This is a genomic window from Paraburkholderia sp. PREW-6R (assembly GCF_039621805.1).
In the GTDB taxonomy this organism is placed as follows: domain Bacteria; phylum Pseudomonadota; class Gammaproteobacteria; order Burkholderiales; family Burkholderiaceae; genus Paraburkholderia.
This window is the reverse complement of sequence record NZ_CP155074.1, coordinates 1,023,493-1,048,723: the sequence shown is the minus strand read 5'-3', so window position 1 is coordinate 1,048,723 and position 25,231 is coordinate 1,023,493. Positions and strand designations below refer to the sequence as shown.

Sequence of the window (25,231 nt, the reverse complement as noted above, 5' to 3'; positions counted from 1 at the left end):
TCATCGGGCTTCTCCGATCAGAATGCGATCCAGTCCCACCATGCGGTCGAGCACGATCATCAGGAGGACAGTGCCGACGATCAGGACCGCCGATACCGAGGCGACCAGCGGATCGATCGTCTGCGCGATCTGGTTGTACATGGCGACGGGCAGCGTGGTGGTGCCGGGCGTCGCAACGAAAATGGTCATGGTCAGTTCATCGAAACTCTGGATGAACGAGAGCACCCAGCCGCCCGCCACGCCGGTGCGGATCATCGGCAGCACCACGCGGCGAAAGGCGGTGAAGCGGCTCGCGCCGCAGGAAAGCGCAGCGCGCTCGGCGTCGCGATCCAGCCCGACCGCGGATGACAGCGCAAGGCGCAACGCGTAGGGCAGCACGATGATCACGTGCGCGCACACCAGCGACCAGAACGAGCCCGACAGATGCAGCAGCGACAGAAAGCGCAGGAAGGCAATGCCGAGCACGACGGCGGGAATCATCATCGGCGACAGAAAGAAGCTCGTGAGCGCGGCGCGGCCCGGAAAGCGATACCGCGCGATCGCGAGCGCGGCCGGGACCGCGAGCATCACACCGAGGGTGGCCGCCGCGAACGCGAGCCGCACCGACAGCCAGAACGCCGCGACGATGTCGCCGTTTTCGAGAATCGCGCGAAACCAGCGCAGCGACGCGCCGTCGAAAGGCATCGCGATATAGCCTTTGTCCGTGAAAGCCACGAGCATCACGACGGCAAGCGGCGCGATGATGAAGGTGAGGAAGAACGCGTTGTAGACGAGCCCGAGAATGCCGTTCTGTTTCATGTCCGCTCTCCGTCCACTCAGTCGAAGATATGCCGGAAGCGGCGTTCGGCGAGGCGGCTGCAGCCCATCACGATCGCCACGTTGGCAATCAGCAGCAGCACCGCGATGCTCGCGCCGAGCGGCCAGTTCAGCGTGCCGAGAAATTCGTCGTAGGCGGCGGTCGCGACCACCTTCAGGCGGCGGCCGCCGATCAGCGCGGGCGTCGCGAAGGCCGACGCCGACAGCGCGAACACGATGATGGAGCCCGACAGCACGCCCGGCATGATCTGCGGCAGCACCACCCGGCGGAACACCGCGAGCGGCGAGCCGCCGAGCGAACGTCCGGCCCATTCCACCTGCGGGTCGAGCTTCTGCATGGTCGCCCAGACCGACATGACCATGAAGGGCACGAGCACGTGGGTGAGGGCGATGATCATGCCGGTCATCGTAAAGACGAGGCGGATCGGTTCGCTCGTCACATGCAGCGCCTGCAGCAGGGTGTTCAGCACACCGTTGTTGCCGAGCAGAATCTGCCAGCCGAGCGTGCGCACGACGACGGAGATGAGCAGCGGACCGAGCACGACCAGCAGACACAGCGACTGCCACGGCCGTTTCATCCGCGCCAGCACGATGGTCTCCGGCACGCCGAGCACGATGGATAGCAGCGTGACGGCGAAAGCGAGGCCGGCGGTGCGCAGAAAGATCGTGCCGTAGTACGGGTCGCTCACCACTTCCCAGTAGTTCGCGAGCGTGTAGGCCGACGTCACGCCGGCGGTATCGCTGAACACGCGCAACGAGAGCATCAGCGTGAGCAGCAGCGGCACCAGCAACAGGCCGACGAAAAGCAGCATCGCCGGCCCCGACAGCAGCCAGGGCGCCGCGCCGGGACGGGCGTCGTCAAGCGTGGCCATGAGCGCTCTCCCGGTCGTCCTGCGTGAGCACGCGCAGATCGTCGTCGGTCCATGCGAGGCCGACTTCGTGACCTTCGTCAGGCGGCGGCGCGCCGTGGTTCGGCTGCGCGACACGCAATCTGCCGAGGGCCGTCTCCACTTCGAGCAGCCACTGGTTGCCGACGAAAACACGCGTCGCGATGCGGCCGCGCAAGCGCGCGTCGCCGTTGGCCAGGTGGACTTTCTCCGGCCGGATATAGACGTTGACGGCGCCGTTCACGTGACGGCCTTCGTGCGGAACATGCAGCGTGGTGCCCGCCACGTCGACTTCGGCGCAACGTGGATTGCGGCGCAGCACTTCGCCGGCAAACGCATTGGTGCGGCCGAGGAACGTGGACGCGAACGGCGTCGCCGGCCGCTCGTAGGCGTCGTATGGGGTGCTCAGTTGGGCAATCGCACCGCGATGCATGACGGCGATGCGGTCACTCATCGTCATGGCCTCCACCTGATCGTGCGTGACCAGAATCGTCGTGATGCCCAGACGCTTGTGGATCGAGCGCAACTCGATGTGCATTTCCTCGCGCAGTTTCGCGTCGAGATTGGACATGGGTTCGTCGAGCAGCAGCAGTTCGGGCTGCATGGCGATGGCGCGTGCAATGGCCACGCGCTGCCGCTGGCCGCCCGACAGTTCCTTCGGATAACGATGCCCGAGCCCTTTGAGCCGCACGAGGGCGAGCGCTTCGGCCACGCGCTCCTCCCGCTCCTTGCGTTTGACCTTGCGCATCTCCAGCCCGAAGCCGACGTTGCCCGCCACCGTCATGTGCGGAAAGAGCGCATAGCTTTGAAACACCACGCCGATGCCGCGCTTCTCCGGCCGTTCATGGGTAATGTCGCGTCCATCGAGCAGAATGCGGCCGGTGGTCGGCGTGACGAAACCCGCGACCATTTGCAGCGTGGTGGTCTTGCCGCAGCCGGAGGGTCCGAGCAGCGACAGCAGTTCACCGCGTTCGACCGAAAGATCGAGTTGCTCGATCGCGGTGAAATCGCCGTAGCGTTTCGAGATGCCTTGCAGAGTCAGAAAGGCCATACGCCTCGCTCCTTCATCAGATCGCGCGCCGCGCGAAGGACTTGCGGGTGGACGGAATCAGCGTTCGACCGAACGGTTCCAGCGCTCCGTCCACTCGGTGCGATGCTGGTTGATCGTGGTCCAGTCCATCGCGGTGAGCTTCGAGATCTGTTCCGGTCCGTATGGCACACGCGCGGCGACCTCGGGCGTGAGCTTCACCGTCCTGTTGACGGGCCCAAGACCAATGCCCTGGGCCTGCAATGCCTGCACTTCCGGGCTCAACAGGTACTGGATGAACTGCTGCGACAGTTGCGGCTGCGCGTTTTCTGCGACCGCGCAGGCGGCCACCTGCAGGGCGACCGCGCCTTCCTTCGGGTAGATGAACTTGAGCGGAAAGCCCGTGTTTTGCAAAGCGACTGCGCGGCCGCTGCCGTAGGGCGCGAGGATTACGTCGCCGGCCTGCATCTGGCCGTCCATTTCGCCAGGCGTCGGCGCCCACGAGAGTACGTTCGGCGCGACCTGCTTCGTCATTGCGGCAAAGCCCGGGTCGATGTTCTTTTCGCCGCCGCCGGACAGGCGCGCGAGCATGACGAGCGTGTGCAGCCCGTACGTGTTGGTGATGGGCGGCACGCCGATCTTGCCCTTGATGCGGCTGTCGGTGAGCGCCCTCCATGAGTCGGGCGGCGGCAGGCCAGCTTTTTTGAACGCCTCTTCGTTGTAGCCGATACCGGTCGCCACCATGCCGACGCCAATCGCGGTGGGGCCGAGCCGCGCGAGCGGGTAGACGTCTTTCATCACGGGCGCCTCGTCCAGCTTCGCGCACAGGTTCAACTGCATCGCCTGGTACATGGGGCCGTCGTCCATCACCGCGACATTGATCTGCTGGTGGCCTTTTTGCGCCTGCAGCTTGGCGAGCGTGTCGCTCGAATTGCCCGCGACGTAGACGATCTTCACGTCGTGCGCTTTTTCAAACGGCGGGATGATTTTTTGCCGGTAGACCTGTTCATTCGACCCACCGACGTTCGCCACATAAAGCGTGGTTTCCGCCAGCGCGCCGGACGCGACGGCAAGCGTGGCAGCCAGAACGGCACAGGAAGCCGCCGCATGGGCGACGCGTGACGGCGAGGACAGACGGCGATACGGCGCGCTTCTCATGACGACAATCTCCAGTTCCGGTGGGGAAGGCGGGCTTGCCCGCCCGTCGATAGAATGCAGTGTCGTGCCGCCTGATTATGTCGTCCAATACGAATAAAATAGTTATCTATGCAGGAATGATATGGGTCCAGGTACTTGTATCAGGGAGAATACGGATGAATCTCAAGCACATAGAAGCGTTTCGCGCAGTAATGGTGTCCGGCTCGATGACGGCCGCGGCCAAGGCGCTGTTCACGTCGCAGCCGAACGTGAGCCGGCTGATCGCGCAACTCGAGCGCGACACGGGCTTGCAGCTTTTTCAGCGCAGTGGCGTGCGGCTCATTCCAACGAGCGAAGGCGAGGCGTTTTTTCGCGAAGTGGAGCGCGCATTCGTGGGCTTGCAAGGTCTCGCGAATGCCGCGGCGCAGATCCGCAATCTCGGCAGCGGGCGTCTGCGCATTGCGGCCATGCCGTCAGCGGGTATGACGCTGGTGCCGCATGCGATCAAACGTTTCGTCGAACGCTATCCGGATGTGACCGTCTCGCTGCATGTGAACACGTCGGCCACCGTCAATCACTGGACGGCCTCGCAGTTCTGCGATCTCGGTGTCGCGGTGTATGTGAGCGAGGCTTCGGATTGCGAGGTGGAGCAGTTGTCGAACGTGTCGGCGGTCTGCGTGGTGCCGGCCGCGCATAAGCTCGCGGCGAAACGCAGCATCAAGCCGGAGGACCTGGAAGGCGAGTCTTTCATCTCGCTGTGTCACGGCGACGGCACCCGCACGCTGATGGACGACGTGTTCCAGCGCGCGGGCGTGCAGCGCATTCTCGCAATCGAGGCGCAATACACCGCGATGTGCTGCGAGATGGTCCGGCACGGAATGGGCGTGACGCTCGCGCATCCGATCGTCGCACGAGACTTCGCGGGGCCGGACATTGCGATACGCCCGTTTACGCCCGCGATCCGTTTTCCGACCTATCTGCTGTTTCCTCCGCACCGGCCACGCGAGCGGCTCGCTTTGGCATTCGTCGACGTGTTGCGCGGATTGCATGACGAGCTGCTCGCCGAAGTCGTGTCACCGGGCCGCAGCGTCGCGGCGCGCAAGCGCTAGCCGCGCATGAAAGCTACGGCTGAAGGCTGACCTTGCTGTAAGTCAGCCGGCTCGGACGCACTTTCATGCGCACCAGCGAAACGAGGAAGCTGAACCCCGCCTGGTTCGGATCGATCACCGGCACATAGCTGCCCAGTGCTTCGCCGAGCAGGGTGGACACGCGGCTCGCGACGTCGACGAAGCCGGTACAGCCGAGCAGAATGGCTTGCGCGCCGTCGTCCTGGATCGCTTTCATTGCCGCTTCGAAGGTCCGCATGATCACCACGTCGATGTTATCGAGCTGCGAGACCGGGCAGTCGATCGCCCGGATCGACGCGAACGTGTCCTCGATGCCGTACGTTTGCGGATGCGCGCGCTGCATGGCAAGCGTGCTTTGCAGGATGGTGATGATCGAAAACCGCTGGCTGAGCGCGAGCGCCGTGAACGCCGAAGCCGGAAAGCCGCCGATGATAGGAATGTCGATGACTTCGCGCGCGGCTTCTACGCCACACATGTCGAAGTCGGTCAGCCAGATGCCGTCGAAACCTTCGTTCGCAATGGACTGCGCGAGTTCGACCACGGGCATGCCGTTCTGCAGCCAGTTCGTGCGGTTCTCGATATCCGGATGCCCCTGCGTGATATTGCGGATGTCGACCTGCACGTCCGGCGGCACGACCGGCGCAACGGCTTTCATGATCCGGTCGTTGTAGGCCGATGTGGCGACCGGAACGAGCACACAGATACGGATCGGCGAGTTCACGATGCGTCTCCCTGATGTGAGGATAGGTGCGCTTCAAGCGGCACGTACGGCCCAAGGTAACCGAGGGTGTTCAGCGAATCCATAAAGCTGTCGAGATTCAGGCCGGGCTTGCGCAACTCGGCTTCGGCGCGCCATGCGATCACGGTGACGGGGCGCTTGCCGACCGCCGGGTTCAGCGAACCGTCGTCGTTCACAAGGTCGCCGTTGCTGAAGATCGACTGGCCGTCACCGCCGACGAAATACGCGATGCTGTCCGGTGCCATGACGACCGGCTGCGGGCGCGCACTGTCCCACACGAGCAACGATTCGTTCTGGTAGATCATGGTGTAGGTCTGCTCTGCGGCCCGGATGCGGATCTTGCCCACGTCGAAGCCGCCGCTCGTATCGACTTCGGCGGAGACCAGCTCGCCGGCGTGCAGGACGGCGCGAGCGGCAAGCCCGCACTGTTCGGCGAGGTACTGAACCATTTGCTGCGCGCTCTTCACCCGGCCGCTCTGCAGTGCGCGCCCGAGTTCGAGTGCGCGCGTCAGCGTGCCGTGAATCGGCGTGGCGCGGCGAATGTCCGCCGGTTTCATCACCCACATCGCGAGGCCGCCGAACTGGCCGAACTCCGGGTCCGTGACGACGGGGCGCATCATCTGTTCGACGATGGCCGATACGTCGCGCTGATGATTCGGGCCGCCGTTGCTGCTGTCGCGCGGCGTCACGTTCAGTTCGACCGAGAGGCCGCCCTGACTCACGAGGAATGCGGGCCGCGGATCGATCTCGGCGGCGGCGAACGTCAGCATCGGCAGTGAGGGCACGGCGCGGCCGGCGCCGTCCGCGTCGATGACCGCAAGGCCGAGCTTCGCCGCGACCAGCGCCGCGACGGTGAAGCCCAACGCGCCGCTTTCCGGCGGCATGACATAGGCGAGTTTCGTGCCTTGCGATGCGAGCCGGCTCTGCACGTTTTGTGCGGCGGTCACCGGGCCAAGAGGATAGATCGCCGAGTTGATGGCTTCGGGCGCGCCGAGATAGGCGACCATCACGGCTGCGCCATCGGTCGCTTCTTCAACTGGCACCACGCGGACCGTGTCGGTCGGATAATAATCGCCGGCCACGAAATGCGCGGCCAGATGCCGTGCCGATTCGATCGTGCCGCCGCCGCCGCTACCGAAGAATGCGCCGCCGAGAAGCAGCGGCTCGAGATCTTCCTTGTTTAGTTCATACGCCATGGGGTGGGTGTCGATTAAGGTTATTCGCTGAACGTCCGCGAAACAGGTCGTACTAGGTGGTATGAGGGGAGCGCGCGTTGCCGATGGAGCAGCTTCGGCTCGGCATGCGACGCGCGCAACTTGCGCAGTCGTGCGCCGCACGGCGAAAAGGTGGCCCCGGCGCCGCAGAGACGTCCCTACGATGATGAGCCCGGCGACGCCTTGCCGGCCGCGATGTCCGCCGTCAGTTGATCCGGATCGCCACCGATCGCGCGATAGACATCGCGCGCGAATGCGTCGCAGACAAGGTGCCATTGCGGCGAGCCATGAGGGACGTCCTGAGGATTCTGCTTTCCGCGCGCCCGGCGCAGCGTTCGCACGGCGAGTTCGAGCGCGCGTGCTTCCTCATAGAGTGGGGAATCGGCGAAGAGGCGGTGGTCGTTGTTCATGACTGGATTTCGGCGCCCATCCGCAATTCTTTAGACGACATTTCTGGCTTGAGCGGAGAGGGGCGGGGCGGGGGGCGAGTTAGCGCGCCTGTGACCAGTGCAACGGATCGGTCCTCGTCGTATTTCCCTCGTCAGTGCGTGGGCGGTTATGTCTGGCCATTCAGGCGGTCATGCATGAGATCCGGGTGCTTACGCGTGTACCTCGATTGCGTCGACGCGGTCGGTGTAGAACGCCAGATGGTCCCGGATTGGCTCAACCGCCTCGTACGGATCTTCGTATGTCCATACGGCATTCACAGCGCGTTCACCGCCTGCAGGTATCGAGTAGTACGAACAATCACCCTTGTAAGGGCAGTAGGTGGAATGCGCCGTGCGCTCGAGCAGCGTCATATCCACGTCCTTGCGCGATATGTAAAAGACAGCGGGGTAGGCGGCCTCGCGAAGTGTCAGCGCGTCGCGCGTATCGGCGATCACTTTGCCAGCGAGCATAACGACGATGCGAGCCGCGGTCGGCTCGATGGTGATCGGATGGTCGGGGCCGGGCACCTTGACGGTCTTGCCTGTCGTGTTCAGGTTGCTTGCCATGTAACGCTCCTTGATCTGACGGTTAGGGTGGGCCTTCGCAAAATGGTGGGGACGAGTTGCGTTGGGGTGTGCGCGACCTATCGTGCGGATTCACGTGATGGCGCGGCGGGACGCCGCGTGCCCTTATATTCAATAATCTAGTGGTCAACGATATAAAGAAAAAAGACTTTGTAGGCGGGGGCCCATGCTTGAGAGGCATGGGTGCGGTCGGACGAAGTGAGAAAACGCGATGAACGCACGTACTCACATTCAGGTCATCGATGTGCGAGACGGCAAACCCGCGTATATCGTGATTCCCTACGCCGACTATGTCGCCGAGCGAAACGTTGAACGCGACCTGATTGCTCACGCGGCGATGAGGTTGGCTGACGATCCCTATCGGCGTAGGAAGCTTTCACAATTTGACATAAGATAAATTATCAACATTTCGTGTGTCAGAGCTTTTTAGAAATGTCCGGTTCTGGCTCATTGGAAATGTCCGGTTTTCCAACTCCGGGCTAGCTGTGGCGCATGCTGCGGCATCACAGCCAGCCCGGAGCCCGACCATGAACGGACGTGGATTCATCACGATCAGCATGCATGAGCTCGAGCGCGTGAAGGTCATCAAATCGGTCGTCCAGCGGAAACTGAAGGTTTTACTGGCGCCGACCGGCTGCAATCACGTGAACGCCAGATCAACCACCGTCGGCACCTCATGCTCGGAACGTCGCTTGCTTCGGGAGTATTCCCAACCATTCGAAAGGAAACATGATGGCAGGCGACAACTCTTACAAGCCGGGCGAAATCGTGAAAGTTTCTGGTATCTATTCTGTCGTTCATGATGACGGAAAAGACACCTTTGAAGTCACTTGCGTCGAAGGCGAACACTTTCCACCCACGCGTAGCGGCAAAGGTGCGCATTTCGAGCTGAAGTACGCGGCGACCCATTCGCACAGGCATGATCAACTGAAGGGAACGGAAGGCCGTAGCTAAACCCGGCGTCCACGTCGGCGCATCGCAAAGCCATGCTTCAACGATGCGCCCATGACATATCCCGCTCAAGCGATTGACGGCTTATCCGACCGCAACCTTTTCGGCGACGTCAGGAACAGCGCGTGCGGCGGTTCAACCGCTTGGCAGCCAGTGAGGTACCGAGCTCTCCAAGGATGTAACCCAGGTCGGTGCCTACGGAACAGCGTCCTCGCCTCCCGACCGCTACCAGACGCGACGCCATTCCGCGGCAACGTTTGAACCCGCCATGAGGTCGCAGCGCGATGCAGTCAGCAGGCTCAACCCGGCCGGCCCGACACGGCTCTGCCTTTGACCCGCGCGGTATCGATGCCGGCCATCTTCAACGTGGCATCGATCATGCGCAACTCCTGCCCGAAATCCAGCGCCCACTCTTCGCCGTCGCATCGGACGGTCATGCCGTCGTGCATCGAAATCAGATGACGTGCCTTGTACAGCGCGTCGACAAGTTTCGATTCGCGTTCGGCCTCCCGAACCCACTCTTCTGCTCTCATGATGTTCTCCCTGGACACGGAAGCAGGACAAGAGGCCGGACGATGCAATGTCGCACGGCCCCTCTCCTCGAAAATAATGTCAGTTCACGTCACAGCACTGACTGTGTAGAATACTGTATAAATATACAGGTTTTCCGGTGTCCGATGTCAAGCGAAACCATGACTGCCGAACGGCTCGATCCCGTCCCCGTGGCGCGCGGCAAGCTTCCGCGCGGCGGCGAACGTCCCGTGAGACTGGACGTCCCGCGGCATCTGGTGCGCAAAAAGTTCGCGCGGTAGCCGCGCTCCGCCGTCCAATGAGCCGGCGTGCATTGAAGTCCATGATTTGCTTCAAAGATTCTGGAGATTGCCAAGATGGTCGAGCCCGCTCACCTGGTCTTTCGTCACCACTATGAGCACGAGAAGCAACGCAATGCCCGAACACCCGCGCTAGCCCGAACGCTTGAAGAGAGCGCAGCCACCGCGTAGGCACCCTTAACAGTGACGGTACTCATGACGCCCCCGCGCCGGATCGCCCATCTGGACATGGACGCATTCTTCGCGTCCGTCGAACTGTTGCGCTACCCGGAGTTGCGCGGGCAGGCGGTGGTGGTCGGCGGAGGACATCGGGCGGAGCCCACCGTCCTGCCCGACGGAACGCGCCGGTTCGTGAAGCTGCGGGATTATGCGGGCCGGGGCGTGGTGACGACGTCGACGTACGAAGCCCGTAAGTTCGGCGTGTTCTCCGCAATGGGAATGATGAAGGCCGCGCAACTCGCGCCGCATGCGATCCTGCTTCCAAGCAATTTCGATTCGTATCGTCACTACTCCGAGCGCTTCAAGCAGGCGGTCGCGAGCATCGCGCCACGAATCGAAAACCGGGGGATTGACGAGATCTACATCGATCTGACCGATGTGGAAGGTGAAACGCGCGTGTTGGCCCAGCGAATCAAACGTGTGGTGGTCGACGCGACAGGCCTTTCCTGCTCGATCGCCGTCGCCCCTAACAAGCTGCTGGCCAAAATCGGCTCTGAACTGGACAAGCCCGACGGACTGACGATCCTCTCGATGGACGACATCCCGTCGCGCATCTGGCCGTTGCCCGCGAAAAAGGTGAATGGCATCGGGCCGAAAGCGAGCGACCGGCTGGCTACACTCGGCATTCATACCGTAGGCGACATTGCACGCGCGGAGGCAGCCATGTTGCAGGAGCACTTCGGACTGAGCTATGCGACCTGGCTTACCCGCGTCTGTCACGGTATCGACGATCGTGAGATCGTTACCGCGTCGATACCACGGTCGAAGTCGCGCGAGACCACGTTCTCGCGCGATCTGCATCCGCGGCGTGACCGCGCGGAGCTTTCCGAGCGCTTCACCATGCTGTGTACCCGTCTGTCGGAAGACCTGGCCCGCCGCAACCTGGTCGCCGGGTGCATTGGCATCAAGGTCCGGTTTGCCGACTTCGACACGGTGACGCGAGATCTCACACTAGAGGGCGCCATTGCGGACGCGCGCGCGATCCGGGCGGCGGCGACAGAATGCCTGAGACGGATCGAATTGCGCCGGAACATTCGTTTGCTCGGCGTGAAAGCGACGGCGCTCACGGATTCCAATGTCGCAGAACGCGAGGCGCCGTGGTCACAGTCGGAATTCGACTTCGATATGAATGACGCCACGCCAGTCGTTGAACGAACCGGGTGACGGGTCACTGTCCAAGGCGTGCGAAGGCCGGCATCCCCGAGCTCGCAACCGCCACCGCGCCTGCCTACACGGCGCAGGGCCTTGCAACCACGTTCCGTCTGGTCACATCCGATTCGCAGCAAGGCGGCGTGCTCGGCGACTACGCGGTCAAAGACCTGAAGTTCAAGCGCTTCGCCATCGTCGACGACCGCACGGCGTACGGCCAGGGCGTGGCGGAAGAATTTGCGAAGGCGGTGAAGGCAGCGGGCGGCACGATCGTCGCGCAAGAGTTCACGAACGACAAAGCGGTCGACTTCCGCGCCATTCTGACGCACATCAAGCAGTTCGATGCGGACGCGATCTTTTACGGCGGCGCAGACACGCAAGCGGCGCCGTTCCTCAAGCAGATGCGCACGCTGGCGGTCAAGGGAACGTTGATTGGGCCGGACATGATCCATTCAGACGAATTGCTGAAGATTGCGGGTCCTGCGGCAGAAGGTGCGCTGGCTTCGTCGGGCGGCAGTCCGCTCGACAAGATGCCTGGCGGCAAGTCGTATGTGGAGCGCTATAAGAAGCGCTTCGGCAACGAAGTCGAACTTTATTCGCCGTACGCCTACGACGGCACGATGGCCGTACTCAACGCCATGAAACAATCCAACTCGGTCGACCGCACACCTATCTGCCGGTCCTGAAGGCCACGCAGATGAAGGGCGTGACGACCAATGAACTCGCTTATGACGATCGCGGTGATCTGAAGTACGGCGGTGTGACGGTGTACAAGGTCACGAATGGCAGGTGGGTGGCGCTGCAAACCGTCGGCACGAAGTGATCCCGGTTTAACTGTTCCAGTCAGGTGGGCCTGGTCCCAGGCCGCGGCGCGGGCGAGCGATCGCTACTCCTCTTTCAATCGTCGCGCGCCGATTTCGCGAGTCCTGTGGTTGACATGAGACTCGCTTTTTTTGTCATGCCGATGAACACGCGGCCCCGCCCCAGGCTAAGATTTTCCAACGCAGCTTGTCCGCCGCCTCGGCCAGTTTGTCATGCGGTCGCACAGCTCGCCACCTTGACGGCCTTCTTCACATTCGCTCGCTCGCGAGTCCGACCCAGGCGCCTCGCCAAGCTCACGCATGACGCGTCTGTCATAACGCATGCGAGACTCGCGCTATATCGCCCTCTTTCTGGCAACGAGCCGCTCGACGCGTTTGCGCGAGGATGCGCTCGTGACATCCTCCTCGAAAAGCAGATCGCATTTTTCGAGCAATGGGACAACGACAAGCTCTCGATCGAAAGATGAGTAGAGTCGCCCCGCGTCGTCGCGTATCGTCTTACCCTCGGTCACTCGCCAGCTGATATACAGCGTTCCCCCGGCGCACACTAGTCCGACGAGTGAGTTGATTGCCTCTTTTATCGACGCCGGTTCGAGATGCATCACGACGGTCTCGCAAAGAACGTTTTGATAAGCGCCTCTCTCGACGCCATCAAGTCCCGGCAGGTCAGCGCGCCGAAACGTCAGGTTCGGATAAGTGGCCCTCGCCTCTTCGATCAAACCTTCAGATGCGTCGAAGCCAGTGGCTACAAAGCCGTTCGCGGCGAGCCAGGCGGTATCGCGGCCTGCTCCGCAACCCACGTCTGCAGTCGGTCCGGGCTGAAAATACTGGCGTAATAGCCGATACATATCGTCAGGCGCGTCCTGCTCGATCCAGTCGCGGGCATAGGACCTTGCCCGCTGGTTGTAGGCCTCCAATGTCTGGACATCCATTGGGTTCGCTCCGCTCAATGATCTGGTGACGCGTCAGTTTAGCTGAGGGTGTGCCAGGTCATAGGACAGGTGTTCGCGTTCCTGGCCGGTCTCGGTCGCCGCGAGCTCAACCCGCATGCTGCACCTCGAGCCGTCCCGCCTGCCATCCCTCGTCGCCACGTTGCCTGATCGCGTCCGCGATCTTCTCGCCGATCATGATTGCCGTGAGATGCGTACAGGCCGTGACGATGCTTGGCATGATCGACGTATCGGCGACTCTGAGTCCGTTGACGCCGATCACCCGGCCCTCGGAATCCACCACGGTCTGGGCATCGTGGCGACTGCCCATCCTGCATGAGCCGGCGACGTGATGCACACCGGCGCTGTACTCGCGCACCGTGTGCGCAAGCGCGGCTTCGTCCTGCATCAGAGCGCCGGGGTCGATCGCGGCGTCGCCGAGTAGCCGACGCCGGATGCCCGGCGACACGTCGAGTGCCTTGTCGAACAGCCAGCTTTTCATCCAGTTGACGGTGGAGACCCGGTTTAACGCGTTGGCCTGGCCATTGGTCGGGTGGAACACGTTATTGATATGCGGCCGCACGTTTGGGTCGTCGAGTAGCGACATCGCCAGCCGCAGTCCCGCCACCATTCGCTTGAAGTCGCGCTCATCGGACAGCAGATTGAAATCGACAGCCGGATTCGTGTCCGGCCGGGCATCGCGCAAAGTCACCGAGCCTCGCGAAAAAGGCTTCTGAACGCACAGACTGATTGCGCCGACGCGTCGGCCGATCGGGTGCCATGCGGTCTTGCTGACGGGAAAAAGGTACATGTCGCCACGCGTACAGCCCGGCATACCCGACGAATACCGTAACAGACTATGCGACCAGCAGCGCATCGCCGCGGGCTGAATCGACTGCTGTGGCAAATGAACCGCTACATGCATCCCAGGATGATTCTGCAGATGACGGCCAACGCCTGGGAGGTCGGCAACGACTGGAATGCCGAGCTCAGTCAGATCGCCGGCGGGACCGACGCCGGAGCGCAACAGAAGCGTTGGCGAGAATATCGCACCCGCGCACAACACGACTTCGCGTCCGTGGACAAAGTGTGCGCCATCGTCGCGGCGCACGTGGACGCCCGTCACCGTGCGCCCGTCGAACGCAATACGCACGACGTCCGAATTGCACATCACGTCCAGATTGGCGCGTTGGCGCGTGGCCTCGGTCAGATACGCGGAGGCGCTCGACATGCGATGCTCCGGCAGATTGTTCATCGGCATGACGGCCACGCCGTCGCGGTCGTCAGCGTGCAAGTCTTCGAGCAGCGGGTATCCGCGCGCCACCAGCGTCTCGGCGATCGCACGTGAAAAAGGCGGCCACGCGCCGCGAGGCTGGCGGCGGATCACCATCGGACCGTTGCGGCCATGCATCGGTCCGTCGAAGTCCTGATCATTCTCCAGCTTGCGATAATACGGCAGCACGCCGGCCCAGTCCCAGCCTGTCGCACCTGAACGGGCCCAGTCCTCGAAATCTTCCGGCAGACCCCGTTGCGCCACCATGCCATTAATGCTCGAACTCCCGCCGAGCACGCGTCCCTGAGTGTACTGGCGCGCGAACGCGCCGCGTCCGTTGCCCCGATCAGGTCCCACGGTCACGCGCAGATCGGCCCACGAATAGCGTGGATCGCCATAGCCCGACGGAAACGGATCGCGGATCACAGGCGGTTCGCGACCCGCGACCAGATCGCTGCCGGCTTCGATCAGCAGCACGCGTCGGACGGGATCTTCCGAGAGGCGCGCGGCCATCGCGCAGCCGGCAGCGCCCGCGCCCACCACGATCACGTCATAGACCGGATCAGTCATGACTGCCTCCGCTCGCCGCGTCCGCCGGTGCGCGCACGAGCTTGCGCAACGTGCGCAACTGCTCAGGTAGGGGCTCCCCCGGGAACACCTCGGGCCACGCCGCATGGCTGACTTCGCCGACGTAAATGTCGCCGTGTGAATCGACGGCCATGCCGTGCGGCGCGATAAACTGGCTCAGCCCCAATCCCGCGCCTTCCGTGCCGATGCGCGCGAGGATCGTTCCGCTTGCATCGAGCACGGTGATGCGCGGACCGAGATTCGGCACGAGCCGGTTAATCGGCAAACCCGGACCCACTTCGCCGACGTAAAAACGTGCATCCGCTGTGCCGCTCATACAGAATGCGCAAGGCCGATGCAGCGAGTGCCATTGCGTCTCGAAGCGTCCATCGGCGTCGAAAACCTGCACGCGATGATTTTCGCGGTCGGCCACGTAGACCCAGCCATTCGCGTCACAGCAGAGATTGTGCGGAATGTTGAACTGTCCCGGCTCGATGCCTGGACCACCCCAGGATGCGAGCAGCTTTCCGTGCGCCGAAAACTTGTGGACACGGGCATTGCCGTACCCGTCGGTCACGTAAATATCTCCGTCCGGCGACAGCGCCGTGTGCGTGCAGCGATTGAATGGTCTGCCGCTCATGAACGGCGCGCCCTCTTGCGGTGTGCCGATCGTGAGTTCGAGTCGGCCGCCGGACGAAAACCGCTTGACGGTATGCGCGCCGTCGTCAGTGCAATAGATGGCGTCATCGGGGCCGATATGGATGCCGTGCGGCCGCACGAACTGGTCCTCCCCCCACGAACGTAGAAAGCGCCCGTCGCGGTCGAACACCAGCATCGGATGCTCGCTGCGATTGAACACGTACACATTGTCGTGCCGATCGACGGCAACCCCGCCGACATCACCGCAGCGCCAGCCGTCCGGCAATTGCCCCCAATCGTGCGCGACATAGGTGTAGTCGTTCGCGCCCATTACCGGTTCACGTGCATTCACGTGCGTCCTCCGAGTGGTTGATCGCGCAACGAATGCGCGGAGGTGTCGCTGCGACCCGGCACGGCGTGAGTCACACGGGCCATCAGAATCAGCAACGCGCCGAGGCAGAGTCCCACGGCAATTGAATAGAAGCCCGTCGACGTGCTATGCGTGATGTCGCGTGTATAACCGATAAAAAATGGGCTCACGAAACTGCCGAGATTGCCGACTGCGTTGACCATCGCCACGCCGACGGCGCCCGAGCGGCCAGACAGGCGCGCGACCGGCAGGCTCCAGAACGGCGGCGTCGCGGACAGAATGCCCGACGCAGTCAACGTGAGACCGATCAGCGAAACGGTGGTGTCGTGACTGAAGCGCACCGCGAGCGTCATTCCAATGGCGCCCACCAGCATAGGCAGTGCAATATGCCAGCGGCGTTCGCCGGTCCGATCCGAGTGACGACCATGCAAAATCATCACGACGATCGCGACGAGGTATGGAATCGCGGTCAGCGTGCCTATCAGGAAGAGGTCGTGCACACCGGTGGCCTGCACCAGCGACGGCATCCACAGGCCGACACCCACAATGCCCGCGCACAGCATGAAGTAGACCGCGGTATAGAGCCACATGCTGGGGTCGACAAATGCATTGAAGGTCGACGTGTGGACGAGCTGCGGCGGATCGAGTCGCGCGCTGACAAGCTGCTTTTCGTCGTCACTCAGCCACTTCGCTTTGCTGGGGGAATCGTCGAGAAAACGCCATACGACAAAACCCATCAGGACCGACGGCACGCCTTCGAGAATGAACAGCCATTGCCAGCCGCTCAGCCCATGCGCGCCTTGCAGGGTTTTCATCAAACCGCCCGAAATCGGGCCGCCGATAATCCCCGACGCGGCCACCGCGGCGTAGAACATCGCCACCATGCGGGCTCGTCTCGATGCCGGAAACCAGTAGGTCAGATAGAGAATCACGCCGGGCACGAGCCCCGCTTCAGCGACGCCGAGCAGAAAGCGTAACGCGTAAAACGACAGGGGGCCGCGTACCACGAACATAAGCGCCGAAATCACGCCCCAACTGATCATGATGCGCGCGATCCAGCGCCGCGCGCCGAAGCGATGCAGCAGAAGATTGCTTGGCACCTCGAACAGAAAATAGCCGATAAAGAAAATGCCCGCGCCAAGCCCATAGACGGATTCGCTGAGCGCCAGCTCGCTTTGCATCTGCAATTTCGCAAAGCCGATATTCGATCGATCGAGATATGACACGACGAAGCCGAGAAAGAGCATGGGCATGAGCCGCCACGCGATCTTGCGGTAGATGGCGTCGAGCGATCCTGGAGCGGCCGGCGATGTATCCGCAGCGTCGTGCGAACTGATCTCGTTCATGATGTCTCCTGTTACGGCCGACAGGTATCGAGGTGCATACGTGCCGAAAGCCGCTTTGCATTCATGTCTGACTCACTGCGGCGGCGAGTCTGCGCCCGCCTTCACTGCACTTTTCCCGGCTCTTTCATACCGGCGCTTAATGGGCGTCTATGGCGCGTCTAGCGGGCGTCTAACCGTCGACAGGCTCCGGCAGTTGCGTAACGAGTTCCGGCACCACCGTGTTGGCAATTTCTCCGATGCCCTCGATGCACACGCGCACGCAGTCGCCTTCGCACAGAAAGCGCGGCGGATCGCTCAACGCGCCACAACCGTCCGGTGTGCCGGTGAGAATCACGTCGCCCGGTTCGAGCGTGGTGATGGCGCTCAACTCCGCAACCAGCGCATAGCAGTCGGTCAGCATCTCCCGCGTACTGCCGTGCTGGCGGCGTTCGCCATTGACGGTAGTGGTAATCGTCAGCGAGTGCGGATCGTCGATTTCATCGGCGGTCACAAGCCACGGGCCCATCGGCGCATGCGTGTCGAACGATTTGCCTAGCAGCGGGCAGCGCGCGGCCCAGTCGCGTACCGTCAGATCATTGCAGATGGTGTAGCCGGCAATCGCGTCGCGCGCCTGCGCGGCGCTGAGATGGCGGCAACGCGAGCCGATCACGATGGCGAGCTCACCCTCGAAGTCCAGCGCCTTGGAGGTATGGGGCATGAGAATGTCGTCGGCGGGTCCGGCCACGCAGCGCGGCTGACGGTTAAACCAGATGCGCTGGCCCGGCGTCGCCATCATCCCGCGGTGCTGCGCGGCGCTCAGAAACGAGCTGAAATTCATGCCGATGCCGAATACCTTCGACGGAGTGGCGACCGGTGCGCAAAGGCGGGTTCCGGCAAGCGGCACGCGACGGGCCGTGCCCGCCTGCGCTCGCTGGACGATGCGCGTCCAGGTATCTCGACCCAGCGCGAGTAAGGCAGCCAGATCCGTGGGCAACGCGTGGTCGTACGAGTGGAGTTCAACGATTTCATCGCCGCTCACGAGGCCGACGCGAGGCCCGCTGCTGTGCATGAATGTCACGAAGCGCATGACGTCTCCTGTGTCGATCGGTGCGGCGCTGCTTCGAAGTCGAATCTGGTATTGCCAGATATCAATCGTTGCGACCCGACTCCGGTTTTGAGCGATACTGTCAGCGAGGGGAATGCGCGTCAAGCCCTTTTCCGACAGCCATTTCACCGTCAATCTGGAGGCGCTTCGGCAAGCCCAATGGGAATGCCGCTTCCATCCATCTGGATAGACCAGAATGAATTTTTCAAATCACCTCACAGGAGACGCCATGTCGGTTCGCTCAGCCAGAATCAAACAGATGTTGCATTCGGGACAACCCGCATATGGTCTGCTGCACGGCTTCGCCAGTCCGCAGGTCGCGGAAATGGCCGCGCTCGCGGGCTATGACATCGTCATCGTGGATGCCGAACACGGTCCGGGCGATACGCTCTCGCATCAGGCGATCATGCAGGCGATCAACGCGGGCGGAGCGGCCGCCATGTTAAGGGTGGCGTCGAACGATGCGGTGTTGATCGGCAAGGCACTCGATGCAGGGGCCGACATGCTGCTCGTGCCTGGCGTCAACAGCGCGGACGAGGCGCGCGCCGTCGCGCGGGCCGCGTTGTATCCGCCCGCCGGCAAGCGCGGCAACGGTACGCTGGTCGCGCGCGCGTCAGGCTACGGTTTGATGGCTCAGGGCTACGACAGCCGCTACAACAACGACGCGTTCGTCAGTGTGATGATCGAAAGCCGTCAGGGTGCGTCGAACGCACGCGCGATTGCCGCGGTGGAAGGGATCGACGCGGTGGTGGTCGGCGTGTTCGACCTCAGCGCGGATATGGGCGTCACGGCGCAATTCGATCATCCGGACTTCATTGCAGCGATGCGCGACCTGGAGAAGGCCGTGGCCGCCGAAGGCAAGGCGCTCGGCACCGTGCTTTACCCTGGAACGACGCTCGCCGATCTGCTCGAACGTGGGCATCGCCTGATCACGTTGAGCGCGGATACGTTGCTGCTTGGCCGCGCCATGCGGGAGCAGCTCGCAAGCGCGCGGCTGACTGAACACTAATGCACGGTCAAAGCGCCGCGCGCGCTTTCCAGAAATAGCGCGCGACGTTGGCAAGATGCGTGGCCATGGCCTTGTCGGCCGCTTCGACGTCGTGCGCGGCAATGGCATCGAATATCGCTTCATGATCGCGCCATACGGCCCGTGTCGAGCCCTGCACATTCATGCCCGTGGTGCGTTGGTCCACGAGCCATTGCCCCAAAGCCTGATGCAGAGAGATGAAGAGAGGATTGTTTGGAATCTCGGCGATAGCGAGATGAAACGCCATGTCGGTACGAATAAAAGCCTGCGGATCGTTAATCGCTCGCCGGTTATCGCCCAATGCCAGCGACAGCCGTTCGACCTGTTTGGGCGTGGCATGACGTGCCGCATGGCGCGCCAGCCCGCACTCGAACAATGTGCGGGCTTCCTGCAGGTTAGCGATACCCTCCACGCTCTCCACGAGGCTGCGCGCCGCGCCGGAGAGCAAGTCGAGCATGCCCGCCGAATCCGGACGGGTAACCCGCGCTCGCGCCTTGTGTTCCTTGCCGAGCAGCCCGCGCGATTGCAGCAGCAGAATCGCTTCGCGCACCGACGTGCGGCTACATTGATACTCGATCGCCAGTTCGCGCTCCGACGGCAAACGCTCGCCCTCGCCGAATTCGCCTGCGTTGATGCGAGCAGCGAGTTGTTCTGCGAGTACCGCGAAGATGCGGCTGGTCTGCGTGCGGGTCGGGTGGTCTGCCATGCCCGCATTATACTAATGCAGGCCTAGATCGATGCCCCATCAGTCTGGCCCGAGGCGAACGCATCGGGCGGGAGCGCCGCGCGCTGGCCGCCAGAAGGCACGATCGACGAACCGCGCCAGAGTTTATGTGTGAGATTCACGTACACCTCGCCGAGCGTGCGACGCGGTTTTCGCCCCGCTACCCGCTGTGGGTTGGCGCCGTCGAACACGCATGAACGGATCTGGCCGTGGCGTGTGAAATCAACGAGGACGAATGGAACGGACAGATCGTGCTCGGCGACGAACCGACAGTTCACGTCGTCCAGATTTTCTGTTTCGAGATCCTTCCAGTACTTCGTTGCGCCCAGGTATTGGTCCTGGATCTGTCGTTGGATCATGTCCGCGACGGGCTCGTAAAGTCCCCGAAACATCTGGTCGAGAGCAGGCCGTTCGACGAACGAGATCTTCTCGTCACCGTCCAGCATTTTCGCCTCCATGGATTCGCGCGACACGCGGCCCGAACCCGCTTCTGCTGCGGGCATCGTACGGATCAGTTCCCGGATCCAGCCAAAACGCTCTTCACCGGTGTTCGCCGAGCGGGCGGAGAACGCGGGCAGCAATTCAGTGACATAGCCACCCTGATGAACGCCGTTGCGCGACTGGAAGAGAAGATAATCGGTTTCCCGTGGCTCGCGAGGCTCGGACCTGAGTCGCCTTTCGCTTTCCGGCAGGCGCCTGAATTGAGCGAGCGCCATTGCATACTGACTCCTGTCGGCTTGATGGCGCGCTTCATCGACGTGCCCGATTTCTGCGGACCAGGCGACGTGATAAGTCGCGCGAAGGCGCACAGCGGGCAGAAACACGAAGCGCGCATCGACGATCTGGATGTCCTGTCTGGCCTTTTCGGTCGCGGCAATGCCTAACCAGTTGAAAAGCAATGGCTGGACGTCCGAATGCCTGCACGCCAATTCGACTACGCCGCTCAACGCGTCCATGTGATTCCCCGAAGACAATAATTTTTTTCTGCTTCCAGTTGCAACGCGCGTATCCAAGGCAATTGTTACTTGCCGACAGTGCGCCTCGCCGAAGAAGGCAAACGTTCTATAGATAACGGCTAATTGCGTCGGAAGCTTTAGTGTTGAGGGAGGCGGGAATAACGCGCTTGCAATTCCGGGCGATAAGACGGCGCACAGTGCGTCGGATGAAGTCACCGCTTCGGCGGACCTTCGGGAATACCCCTTGCTCGACCGCATACCGCGCGCGAAGGCCGCACGCGTTCGCGTTCCGTCAAACCAAGGAGTCCATTGATGTCCGCAAGCAAAGACCAGTTCACGATGCAGGATCCGCGAACCCAGTACCCGCAACCTGATTTCGAAAGACAACCGCAGTCTGCGCCAGGCCTGGCCAAAGACATGACGCCGAAGCCTGACCATGGAGAGACGAGCTATAAGGGCTTCGGCCGCCTCGCCGGACGTCGCGCGCTGATCACCGGCGCCGACAGCGGGATCGGCCGCGCGGTCGCGATTGCATTCGCGCGCGAGGGCGCCGACGTCGCGTTGAACTATCTGCCGGGCGAGGAAGCCGATGCGCGCGAGGTGATCGCGCTGGTGAAAGAAGCGGGCCGCACGGTGGTGGATCTGCCCGGCGATATATCCGATGAAGGCTTCTGCATGCGACTCGTCAACGACGCGGTCGACGGGCTCGGCGGGCTGGATATTCTCGTCAACGTGGCCGGAAAACAGACCTATGTCGAAGAGATTGCCGATCTGACCACGGCGCAATTCGAAGCGACATTCCGCACCAACGTGTTCGCGATGTTCTGGCTATGCAAGGCAGCGATGCCTCATCTGCCGCCGGGCGCGACGATCATCAACACGACGTCGATCCAGAGCTATCAACCGAGCGCGGGTCTGCTGGATTACGCGTCGACCAAAGCTGCGATCACCGCATTCACCCATGCGTTAGCGAAGCAGGTCATCAACCAGGGTGTACGCGTGAACGCCGTGGCGCCGGGTCCGGTGTGGACGCCGCTGCAGCCAAGCGGTGGGCAGCCGCAGGACAAGATCGAGAAGTTCGGCACCGAAGCGCCGATGAAACGTCCCGGCCAGCCGGCCGAACTGGCGCCCGTCTATGTGCTGCTCGCGTCGCAGGAGTCGAGCTTCGTGACCGGCGAAGTGTATGGCGTGACCGGCGGCAATCACCTGCCCTGAGTAGACATGGACGACGTCCGCGCAATCTGGCGACACGACGACCATGTCGCGCTGCCGCTCAATGCGTATCGAGCGATCAGCGATGGCCGTCCGGTCGCCTTGAGCGGCGCCGCAGGATCGATCGGCTGGTGGTGCGTGCCTGGCAACTCACCGCCGCTTTTCGACCGTCCGTGCGATGTGCCCCGCTTCGGCTCTTCGTCGTCGCGCGAGCGCGCTTAAACGTCCGGCTCGCACACCACCAGAAAGCGGCTCAGCAGCGAAGGTCCGAATGTATTGCTGATCGCTACATCGGCGGCGTCGCGGCCGCGCGCCATCAGAATGCGCCCTGTACGCGGCGCGTTATTACGCGGATCGAAGGTCTCCCACCCGTCACCGAGATAAGCTTCAAACCACGCGCAGAAATCCATCGGCGCGTAGGGCGGAGGCAAGCCCACGTCGCTGATGTACCCCGTACAATAGCGCGCCGGAATATTCATCGCGCGGCACAGCGCCACTGCAAGATGCGCGTAATCGCGACACACACCCGCGCCATCCTGCAACGTCTGCCACGCGGTCTTCGTGGGCCGCGCGCAGTTGTAGTCGAAACGAATGTGGTTGTGGACGAAGTCGCAGATTGCCTGCACACGCGCACGGCCCAGCGGGGTGTGACCGAACATCTGCCACGCGGTGTCGGAAAGCAGGTCCGTTTCGCAGTAGCGGCTGCCCAGCAGGAACATCATGCACTCGTCGGGCAGCTCTTCGATCGCATGCTGATAGGTGTTCACACCCGGACGCTCGTGCTCGGCCGGCACTTCGAACACGCCGCGCGCCGAGAGCGTCAACATGCCAGCCGGCGCCGTGAGACGCGTACAGAGGTTGCCAAACGAGTCCTGATATTGTCGCAGCGGCACCCACGGCTGAGTGTTGATGTGGTCCGGCGTGACCATATCCTGAGCACGCGAGAAATGCGTGTTCAGCATCAACAGCATCGGCGTCGGTTGAGGAAACTCATATACCAACTCATAACCCACGCGAAGTCTCATCCGATCACCTTTGGTCCGACACAGTGGGGCTCATGCAGAGCCAGTCGTCGATGACACCGCAACATTCGTTCCCACCCATAGCCGTATGTCGGGTTCCGGGAGATCCTGCTTTGAATGTGGCGGAAAAAGACAGAACAGGAGAACGCTCGGCGGCAGATCGTTTGAGCGGCGCACGTCACTGCAATCTGCCGCAGACCGGGAGAGTTTCTCGAACCGACTTTTTCACGACTTGTTTTGGCGTCCTCAACTGCAATGCCCGGCAAGTCCTTATTGACAGGAGCGTGCAGGCGCACCAGATTTGCAAGGCGCCCTCAGGCAGGTGATACGCGGGCGTCTTCAGATACGCACTCATTCCAATCAGCGGAGACAGTCCATGCAGACGAAATACACCGTCCGGCGACTCGGCGGCATCGGAACTTCGGTACTCGTAGCGCCCGTTCTCACCCTGCTGTCGCTTGGTGGTTGCGGCGACGACGTCAGTCAAACCGTATCAACGCCGCTCACGTGCGCACAGCTTGTGGGCAAGACTGTACCTGCGTCGTCCATTGGCTTGCCCACCACTGGTGCAACGGTGACTGCGGCGACAACGATGCCCGCGACGGGAACCGGCGCGACCGCAACCGGCGAATACTGCCTCGTAAGTGGTGCGATCAGTCCCGTCGACCCTGCCGCGCCACAGATCAAGTTCCAGATTGCGATGCCCACCACCTGGAACGGCAAGGTCATGATGTTCGGCGGCGGCGGTTATGACGGCACGATTCCAGCGCCGACCGGCAACGTGCCCGCCGGTCCGACCACGCAGCTCACGCCGCTCGGCCGCGGCTACGCAGTATTCGCGAGCGACTCCGGCCACCAGGCGAACGCGCTCGGCAGCGAGGACGCGTCGTTTGGCGTGAACGACGAAGCCATCAACAATTTCGACGGCGATGCGTTGAAGAAAACCCGCGATACCGCCGTCTATCTGATCGACCGGCGCTATGCGGTCAAGGCGCCAACGCGCGCGTACTTCGCGGGCGGCTCGTCGGGCGGCCGCGAGGCGCTCGCCGTCGTGCAACGCTGGCCGCAGGACTGGGACGGCTCGATTGTCCTTTATCCTGCCTGGGCAGCCGCGAGCCTCGACCTCCAGTTTGGCCGCATCACGCGGGCGCTTGCGGCGCCGGGCGCGTACCTGGATCAGGCCAAACGCAAAGTGCTGCTGAACGCCGTGCTCGCCAGTTGCGACACGCTCGACGGTGTGGCCGACGGCCTCATCAGCAACGTGGCCGCATGCAATGCCACCTTCAATCCAGCGACGGCGACGGTCAACGGCACTCCGCTACGGTGCGCAGGCGGCGCGGACACGGGCGATACATGCCTGTCGGACGCGCAGATCGCCGCGCTGAACGTGTACAACACGCCGATCACCTTCAGCTATACGCTCGCGAGCGGCGAGACCCAGTACCCGGGCTTTAACGTCTACGGCGCGGACCTCGGCGTGGCGAATGCGTCGGCGTTGCAGCCGACCGTCACGACCCTCGCTCTGGGCACGTCGCAACCCGCGTCACCGATGCCAGCCACCGCCCCCTACATGAGCGTGTTCTGGGACCAGTGGATCCGGTATTTCGTCACGCGTAACGCGAACTACAACTCGCTCACGGTCGATCCGCAGAACCCCGGCAGTCTGCAGGCGCGTATCAGCCAGCTTACTGGCTTGCAGGACGTCAACAAGACCGATCTGTCGGCGTTCAATGCCAAGGGCGGCAAGATCCTGATGGCGCACGGAATGGCCGACGCGCTCGTCAGCACGCGCTCCACCGAGCAGTACTACCAGCGTTTGCAATCGACAATGGGTGCACCGGCCGTCGCGAATTTCGTGCGCTTCTACGAGATTCCCGGCTATGGTCACGCCGTCAGTACGGTGTTCAACGCCGCGTGGGATTCGCTCACCACGATGGAAAACTGGGTTGAGAAAGGCATCACACCGCCCGCTCAGACAGTGGCCGATACGGCCGGCGTGCCGGGCCGCACGCGGCCGCTGTGCGAATACCCGACGTTCCCGCGTTATAACGGAGCGGGTGACGTGAACGCAGCGGCTAACTTTACGTGCGCCACGCAGTAACCCAGCTCGCTTCGCGCCGTGTTCAAGCGCGGCGCGAAGCATTTGCTCGGG

General features: G+C 62.6%; 24 protein-coding genes and 1 pseudogene. 8 read left to right on the top strand and 17 right to left on the bottom strand.

The annotated features are described in order from the left end of the window. From AAGS40_RS19870 to AAGS40_RS19855, 4 genes are read right to left on the bottom strand one after another with little or no spacing between them, the layout of a single operon-like run. Complete coding sequence (locus AAGS40_RS19870; RefSeq protein WP_345816498.1) at positions 1 to 798, bottom strand: ABC transporter permease; 798 nt, start codon at positions 796 to 798, stop codon at positions 1 to 3. A 17-nt stretch (positions 799 to 815) separates the two neighbouring features. Next, the gene (locus AAGS40_RS19865) at positions 816 to 1,688 is read right to left on the bottom strand and encodes an ABC transporter permease (protein WP_345816497.1); all 873 of its coding nucleotides are present in this window, start codon (positions 1,686 to 1,688) and stop codon (positions 816 to 818) included. Next, positions 1,675 to 2,754 (bottom strand): ABC transporter ATP-binding protein, encoded by a 1,080-nt coding sequence (locus AAGS40_RS19860; RefSeq protein WP_345816496.1) that lies wholly within the window; start codon positions 2,752 to 2,754, stop codon positions 1,675 to 1,677. Before AAGS40_RS19860 ends, AAGS40_RS19865 begins: the two co-directional genes overlap by 14 nt. A gap of 57 nt (positions 2,755 to 2,811) precedes the next feature. Then, positions 2,812 to 3,888 (bottom strand): ABC transporter substrate-binding protein, encoded by a 1,077-nt coding sequence (locus tag AAGS40_RS19855; protein ID WP_345816495.1) that lies wholly within the window; start codon positions 3,886 to 3,888, stop codon positions 2,812 to 2,814. Positions 3,889 to 4,043: 155 nt separating this feature from the next. On the opposite strand from AAGS40_RS19855, the gene AAGS40_RS19850 reads away from it, so the two are divergent. Next, positions 4,044 to 4,976, top strand: coding sequence for a LysR substrate-binding domain-containing protein (locus AAGS40_RS19850; RefSeq protein ID WP_345816494.1), 933 nt, complete (start codon positions 4,044 to 4,046; stop codon positions 4,974 to 4,976). Positions 4,977 to 4,989: 13 nt separating this feature from the next. Here AAGS40_RS19850 and AAGS40_RS19845 read toward each other — a convergent pair whose 3' ends face one another. The 4 genes from AAGS40_RS19845 to AAGS40_RS19830 all read right to left on the bottom strand — a co-directional run bounded on the left by AAGS40_RS19845 (position 4,990) and on the right by AAGS40_RS19830 (position 7,942). Continuing rightward, positions 4,990 to 5,715 carry an aspartate/glutamate racemase family protein gene (locus AAGS40_RS19845; RefSeq protein ID WP_345816493.1) on the bottom strand — a complete coding sequence of 242 codons (726 nt, stop codon included), beginning with the start codon at positions 5,713 to 5,715 and terminating at the stop codon, positions 4,990 to 4,992. Then, positions 5,712 to 6,929 carry a DUF917 domain-containing protein gene (locus tag AAGS40_RS19840; protein ID WP_345816492.1) on the bottom strand — a complete coding sequence of 406 codons (1,218 nt, stop codon included), beginning with the start codon at positions 6,927 to 6,929 and terminating at the stop codon, positions 5,712 to 5,714. The genes AAGS40_RS19845 and AAGS40_RS19840 overlap by 4 nt, the downstream gene beginning before the upstream one ends. 176 nt (positions 6,930 to 7,105) lie before the next feature. Next, entirely contained in the window at positions 7,106 to 7,357 is a 252-nt protein-coding gene (locus AAGS40_RS19835; protein ID WP_345816491.1) for a hypothetical protein, read from the bottom strand. A 189-nt stretch (positions 7,358 to 7,546) separates the two neighbouring features. Then, positions 7,547 to 7,942, bottom strand: a complete 396-nt coding sequence (locus AAGS40_RS19830) for a DUF427 domain-containing protein (RefSeq protein ID WP_345816490.1) — start codon at positions 7,940 to 7,942, stop codon at positions 7,547 to 7,549. A 750-nt stretch (positions 7,943 to 8,692) separates the two neighbouring features. Between AAGS40_RS19830 and AAGS40_RS19825 the strand changes: the two genes are divergently transcribed. Continuing rightward, on the top strand, positions 8,693 to 8,914 hold the full coding sequence (locus AAGS40_RS19825; RefSeq protein ID WP_345816516.1) for a hypothetical protein: 222 nt from the start codon (positions 8,693 to 8,695) through the stop codon (positions 8,912 to 8,914). 296 nt (positions 8,915 to 9,210) lie between these two features. Here the strand turns inward: AAGS40_RS19825 and AAGS40_RS19820 are convergent, their stop codons facing one another. Further along, entirely contained in the window at positions 9,211 to 9,444 is a 234-nt protein-coding gene (locus tag AAGS40_RS19820) for a hypothetical protein (protein WP_345816489.1), read from the bottom strand. Between the two features lie 492 nt (positions 9,445 to 9,936). Between AAGS40_RS19820 and dinB the strand changes: the two genes are divergently transcribed. Continuing rightward, positions 9,937 to 11,124 carry a DNA polymerase IV gene (dinB, locus tag AAGS40_RS19815; RefSeq protein ID WP_345816488.1) on the top strand — a complete coding sequence of 396 codons (1,188 nt, stop codon included), beginning with the start codon at positions 9,937 to 9,939 and terminating at the stop codon, positions 11,122 to 11,124. Between the two features lie 20 nt (positions 11,125 to 11,144). Further along, positions 11,145 to 11,932 (top strand): annotated as a pseudogene (locus AAGS40_RS19810) (branched-chain amino acid ABC transporter substrate-binding protein); the annotation flags it as partial. Positions 11,933 to 12,265: 333 nt separating this feature from the next. Here the strand turns inward: AAGS40_RS19810 and AAGS40_RS19805 are convergent. The 5 genes from AAGS40_RS19805 to AAGS40_RS19785 form a co-directional block, all read right to left on the bottom strand. Next, positions 12,266 to 12,862 (bottom strand): class I SAM-dependent methyltransferase, encoded by a 597-nt coding sequence (locus AAGS40_RS19805; protein ID WP_345816487.1) that lies wholly within the window; start codon positions 12,860 to 12,862, stop codon positions 12,266 to 12,268. A 106-nt stretch (positions 12,863 to 12,968) separates the two neighbouring features. Then, positions 12,969 to 14,702 carry a GMC family oxidoreductase N-terminal domain-containing protein gene (locus AAGS40_RS19800; protein ID WP_345816486.1) on the bottom strand — a complete coding sequence of 578 codons (1,734 nt, stop codon included), beginning with the start codon at positions 14,700 to 14,702 and terminating at the stop codon, positions 12,969 to 12,971. Continuing rightward, the gene (locus AAGS40_RS19795) at positions 14,695 to 15,690 is read right to left on the bottom strand and encodes a peptidyl-alpha-hydroxyglycine alpha-amidating lyase family protein (RefSeq protein WP_345816485.1); all 996 of its coding nucleotides are present in this window, start codon (positions 15,688 to 15,690) and stop codon (positions 14,695 to 14,697) included. The genes AAGS40_RS19800 and AAGS40_RS19795 overlap by 8 nt, the downstream gene beginning before the upstream one ends. Beyond that, the gene (locus AAGS40_RS19790; protein WP_345816484.1) at positions 15,687 to 17,054 is read right to left on the bottom strand and encodes an MFS transporter; all 1,368 of its coding nucleotides are present in this window, start codon (positions 17,052 to 17,054) and stop codon (positions 15,687 to 15,689) included. The genes AAGS40_RS19795 and AAGS40_RS19790 overlap by 4 nt, the downstream gene beginning before the upstream one ends. 169 nt (positions 17,055 to 17,223) lie before the next feature. After that, positions 17,224 to 18,120 (bottom strand): fumarylacetoacetate hydrolase family protein, encoded by an 897-nt coding sequence (locus AAGS40_RS19785; RefSeq protein WP_345816483.1) that lies wholly within the window; start codon positions 18,118 to 18,120, stop codon positions 17,224 to 17,226. A 247-nt stretch (positions 18,121 to 18,367) separates the two neighbouring features. Here AAGS40_RS19785 and AAGS40_RS19780 point away from each other — a divergent pair, with 247 nt between their 5' ends. Further along, the gene (locus AAGS40_RS19780) at positions 18,368 to 19,147 is read left to right on the top strand and encodes an aldolase/citrate lyase family protein (RefSeq protein WP_345816482.1); all 780 of its coding nucleotides are present in this window, start codon (positions 18,368 to 18,370) and stop codon (positions 19,145 to 19,147) included. A 7-nt stretch (positions 19,148 to 19,154) separates the two neighbouring features. Here the strand turns inward: AAGS40_RS19780 and AAGS40_RS19775 are convergent, their stop codons facing one another. Both AAGS40_RS19775 and AAGS40_RS19770 read right to left on the bottom strand, forming a co-directional pair. Next, complete coding sequence (locus AAGS40_RS19775; RefSeq protein ID WP_345816481.1) at positions 19,155 to 19,871, bottom strand: FCD domain-containing protein; 717 nt, start codon at positions 19,869 to 19,871, stop codon at positions 19,155 to 19,157. A gap of 23 nt (positions 19,872 to 19,894) precedes the next feature. Continuing rightward, positions 19,895 to 21,061, bottom strand: a complete 1,167-nt coding sequence (locus AAGS40_RS19770; protein WP_345816480.1) for a hypothetical protein — start codon at positions 21,059 to 21,061, stop codon at positions 19,895 to 19,897. A 96-nt stretch (positions 21,062 to 21,157) separates the two neighbouring features. Between AAGS40_RS19770 and AAGS40_RS19765 the strand changes: the two genes are divergently transcribed. Both AAGS40_RS19765 and AAGS40_RS19760 read left to right on the top strand, forming a co-directional pair. Next, entirely contained in the window at positions 21,158 to 22,060 is a 903-nt protein-coding gene (locus AAGS40_RS19765) for an SDR family oxidoreductase (RefSeq protein ID WP_345816479.1), read from the top strand. Between the two features lie 6 nt (positions 22,061 to 22,066). Then, positions 22,067 to 22,279: a hypothetical protein gene (locus AAGS40_RS19760; RefSeq protein ID WP_345816478.1), complete on the top strand. Its 213-nt coding sequence runs from the start codon at positions 22,067 to 22,069 to the stop codon at positions 22,277 to 22,279. Here the strand turns inward: AAGS40_RS19760 and AAGS40_RS19755 are convergent. Further along, positions 22,276 to 23,082, bottom strand: a complete 807-nt coding sequence (locus AAGS40_RS19755) for a transglutaminase family protein (RefSeq protein ID WP_345816477.1) — start codon at positions 23,080 to 23,082, stop codon at positions 22,276 to 22,278. The two genes, AAGS40_RS19760 and AAGS40_RS19755, sit on opposite strands and share 4 nt — an antisense overlap. 373 nt (positions 23,083 to 23,455) lie before the next feature. On the opposite strand from AAGS40_RS19755, the gene AAGS40_RS19750 reads away from it, so the two are divergent. Then, on the top strand, positions 23,456 to 25,180 hold the full coding sequence (locus AAGS40_RS19750) for a tannase/feruloyl esterase family alpha/beta hydrolase (RefSeq protein WP_345816476.1): 1,725 nt from the start codon (positions 23,456 to 23,458) through the stop codon (positions 25,178 to 25,180). The last annotated feature ends 51 nt before the right edge of the window (positions 25,181 to 25,231 follow it).

Excerpts from the sequence above, each read along its gene's own strand:
- AAGS40_RS19830 (WP_345816490.1), bottom strand. The coding sequence starts at position 7,942 with ATGGCAAGCAACCTGAACACGACAGGCAAGACCGTCAAGGTGCCCGGC.
- AAGS40_RS19760 (WP_345816478.1), top strand. The coding sequence starts at position 22,067 with ATGGACGACGTCCGCGCAATCTGGCGACACGACGACCATGTCGCGCTG.
- AAGS40_RS19805 (WP_345816487.1), bottom strand. The coding sequence starts at position 12,862 with ATGGATGTCCAGACATTGGAGGCCTACAACCAGCGGGCAAGGTCCTAT.
- AAGS40_RS19820 (WP_345816489.1), bottom strand. The coding sequence starts at position 9,444 with ATGAGAGCAGAAGAGTGGGTTCGGGAGGCCGAACGCGAATCGAAACTT.
- AAGS40_RS19775 (WP_345816481.1), bottom strand. The coding sequence starts at position 19,871 with ATGGCAGACCACCCGACCCGCACGCAGACCAGCCGCATCTTCGCGGTA.
- AAGS40_RS19865 (WP_345816497.1), bottom strand. The coding sequence starts at position 1,688 with ATGGCCACGCTTGACGACGCCCGTCCCGGCGCGGCGCCCTGGCTGCTG.
- AAGS40_RS19800 (WP_345816486.1), bottom strand. The coding sequence starts at position 14,702 with ATGACTGATCCGGTCTATGACGTGATCGTGGTGGGCGCGGGCGCTGCC.
- AAGS40_RS19785 (WP_345816483.1), bottom strand. The coding sequence starts at position 18,120 with ATGCGCTTCGTGACATTCATGCACAGCAGCGGGCCTCGCGTCGGCCTC.
- AAGS40_RS19870 (WP_345816498.1), bottom strand. The coding sequence starts at position 798 with ATGAAACAGAACGGCATTCTCGGGCTCGTCTACAACGCGTTCTTCCTC.
- AAGS40_RS19790 (WP_345816484.1), bottom strand. The coding sequence starts at position 17,054 with ATGAACGAGATCAGTTCGCACGACGCTGCGGATACATCGCCGGCCGCT.
- AAGS40_RS19750 (WP_345816476.1), top strand. The coding sequence starts at position 23,456 with ATGCAGACGAAATACACCGTCCGGCGACTCGGCGGCATCGGAACTTCG.
- AAGS40_RS19780 (WP_345816482.1), top strand. The coding sequence starts at position 18,368 with ATGTCGGTTCGCTCAGCCAGAATCAAACAGATGTTGCATTCGGGACAA.
- dinB (WP_345816488.1), top strand. The coding sequence starts at position 9,937 with ATGACGCCCCCGCGCCGGATCGCCCATCTGGACATGGACGCATTCTTC.
- AAGS40_RS19840 (WP_345816492.1), bottom strand. The coding sequence starts at position 6,929 with ATGGCGTATGAACTAAACAAGGAAGATCTCGAGCCGCTGCTTCTCGGC.
- AAGS40_RS19765 (WP_345816479.1), top strand. The coding sequence starts at position 21,158 with ATGTCCGCAAGCAAAGACCAGTTCACGATGCAGGATCCGCGAACCCAG.
- AAGS40_RS19850 (WP_345816494.1), top strand. The coding sequence starts at position 4,044 with ATGAATCTCAAGCACATAGAAGCGTTTCGCGCAGTAATGGTGTCCGGC.
- AAGS40_RS19860 (WP_345816496.1), bottom strand. The coding sequence starts at position 2,754 with ATGGCCTTTCTGACTCTGCAAGGCATCTCGAAACGCTACGGCGATTTC.
- AAGS40_RS19755 (WP_345816477.1), bottom strand. The coding sequence starts at position 23,082 with ATGAGACTTCGCGTGGGTTATGAGTTGGTATATGAGTTTCCTCAACCG.
- AAGS40_RS19835 (WP_345816491.1), bottom strand. The coding sequence starts at position 7,357 with ATGAACAACGACCACCGCCTCTTCGCCGATTCCCCACTCTATGAGGAA.
- AAGS40_RS19855 (WP_345816495.1), bottom strand. The coding sequence starts at position 3,888 with ATGAGAAGCGCGCCGTATCGCCGTCTGTCCTCGCCGTCACGCGTCGCC.
- AAGS40_RS19825 (WP_345816516.1), top strand. The coding sequence starts at position 8,693 with ATGGCAGGCGACAACTCTTACAAGCCGGGCGAAATCGTGAAAGTTTCT.